A 2,430-nucleotide genomic window follows, 5' to 3' on the forward strand; every position below is an offset into this window, starting at 1 on the left:
AGGATTCTGAAATCACTTTGCCGGAAACGTTGAAGACGAACCCTGTTGCTACATTCATTCTCGACTTCATCCCTAAAATCACGATGCGTGTATCACGAATTCACTTGAAGATTGCTAGCTCGGACCAAGTGCCAAAACACCAGAGCACTGCATCTATCATGCTACGCGGCGCACCCGGATTAGCGATTACTCTAAGCGCGGATGACGATTTTGCGAATAAGCTTATGATTGGCATGGTTCGCATTATGTCGGGTAATTTTGAAGCCGAGCCAGAACCGGATGACGACCGGGAAGACTTACTTGGGGAATTCCTCAGTATCGTTGCAGGACACACGCTTGGTGTTATGGAAGGTGAAGGCAAAAAGCTCACCGTGGAGCCGCCAACCTACGGAGGCACCGAAGAAGATGGGATTGCTTTCAATCTTGTCTCACCGCACGGGGCCGCTTCCTTGAGCCTTAAGCCACTCGCAGCCTAAACAAAGCTAAAGAACTCCCTCCGGGGATTCAAAGGGCAATGGCTCTGCTTGTCCCGGTGGCCACTCCCAAAGACTTCCACGTCGTTCGTTTTCCTGTGGGCTAATCCAAACGAAGGTCTGAGTTCCAATCCGATGCGTGCATTGGGGATCAGAGTATGCTGGCGACCAAAAGCCACTGTTTAGGTATTCCGTATCCGCCACAGTGGATTTTTCTGGCTGGTGGTTGTGGCCAAAAACAACTCGGGAACATCCCGTTATCTCGCTGATCAGCGAAGCCAGCTTCTCCGTAAGAAGCGGCGTCTTAAATACCGTGCTATTCACATTAAACGAATAGACAAAGTAAAAAGGCATAAAGAGCGTAAGTGGTATCAGGAACCACCAAAAACTTATCGGCACGATGAACTGAATCGCCAGCGTGATTTGCCCCGCAAAATAAAACATTCCCAAAAAGAGAAGCGCCCTATCCAGCCAAAGTTCTCTCAGGATACGCAATGGGTTCGAACAAGCTGAAGGAGCATTCAATGCATTCAGCTGCCTTACCACTGAAGGTGTCACCTGAGCTGCCGTCGCAATAGCACTCACCCTGTTCTCAATCTCGAGAGGATCCTTAATGGGCGGCGCCATGAAGTGGCGCATCGATGTAACAAAGGTTGCCAGCGCACTCCAAAACCATGTCCACAGCAGCATGGGTTGGGTTCGGAGCATATACTTAAAAAAGAAGAGCACGTATTGCAGGCCACTCATGATGTAATTGCTGGTAGCGTGCGGATTGAAGTACCCCATCCCATTAAGTAGGTAACGTTCACATAAATCGCCAAATGGGATTCTGATTGCAGGCTTGCCGCCCAACTTAATCTGGGGATGTATTAAATTCCTTGCCGAGCAGTAGCCGTCATACTGATGGCCATGGCTGATGTAAGTGTCTTCACCGCTCATATAGAACCAGCTGCAGAATCGAACGTCCTCATCTGCTGGTGTATCAACGATCCCAAGGGCTGTTCTTATTTTATTCTGCACACTTTCCCAGTGCATCTCCATATCGTGGTTGCCCACAACAAAAACCACCTTGTTACCGCGCTTGGCGAACTCCCCAAGCCTCATAAAGACCTGTTGATGATCTGCGATAATACAATCCATCTTGAAAAGACTCATCCACTCTTGTGAACCCAATCCACGTAGCTTGGCTAACCAATCAACGTTGGACCGGTCGACCGGAAGTTGCACGATGTTATCAAAATCGAAAATATCCCCGTTTAGGACAAGTTCCGCCGGCTCTCCATTGGCCTCTTTTTCAATGAATGCGAGAAATCTACAAAAGTCGTCATCGAAAAACATCTCGCGACGCTTGTAGGATTTCCAGTATGGCCGGCTCTGGCTAACTGCTTCAGCATCGGAGATATGAAGGTCAGAAATCACAAATGTATGCACTGCCCTGCCCCTGGCTTGAGTTGATGTCCCATTTAACCCGGAACTATCGTTAAGGACCAGCTTTGTGTTAGGCACCGGGTTATGAAAATCGTAGTACTCGATGGTTACACACTGAACCCAGGCGACCATTCCTGGGCACCGGTACAAAATGCTGCTCCTGAGGGGGCCGAGTTCACCGTGTACCCGCGAACCGATCCCAGCCTGGTTCTCGAGAGGTCTCAAGGCGCTCAGGTACTCTTAACCAATAAAACCGTACTAACGGCAGATCACTTCAAGAAACTGCCGAAGCTTAAGCTCATCCTAATCCTCGCTACCGGCGTAAACGCCGTAGACCTCAAGGCTGCGGCGGCCCGCAACATCTGTGTATGCAACGTTCCGGAATATGGGACGCATTCGGTGGCGCAATTTGTATTCGCTCAAATTCTGCAACTGGCACACCACTCAGCGCTACACGACAAGCGCGTACGCGAAGGCAAGTGGGAGGAATGCGGAGAGTTCTGCTTCTGGGAAACCCCTCAGATAGAGC

Annotated in this window: 3 protein-coding genes; 2 read left to right on the forward strand and 1 reads right to left on the reverse strand. The window is 49.9% G+C overall.

The window, feature by feature from the left end; all coding sequences use genetic code 11:
• Positions 1–476 (forward strand): hypothetical protein (locus tag HOK28_12840; GenBank protein MBT6433979.1); only part of this gene is annotated, 476 nt, incomplete at its 5' end.
• 6 nt (positions 477–482) lie between these two features.
• On the opposite strand, the gene HOK28_12845 is transcribed toward HOK28_12840, so the two are convergent.
• Positions 483–1,904, reverse strand: coding sequence for a hypothetical protein (locus HOK28_12845; protein ID MBT6433980.1), 1,422 nt, complete (start codon positions 1,902–1,904; stop codon positions 483–485).
• Positions 1,905–1,985: 81 nt separating this feature from the next.
• Between HOK28_12845 and HOK28_12850 the strand changes: the two genes are divergently transcribed.
• Positions 1,986–2,430, forward strand: a 445-nt coding sequence (locus HOK28_12850) for a D-2-hydroxyacid dehydrogenase (protein MBT6433981.1), incomplete at its 3' end; no start/stop codon positions are given.

The organism is Deltaproteobacteria bacterium, assembly GCA_018668695.1.
Taxonomy (GTDB): Bacteria; Myxococcota; XYA12-FULL-58-9; order XYA12-FULL-58-9; family JABJBS01; genus JABJBS01.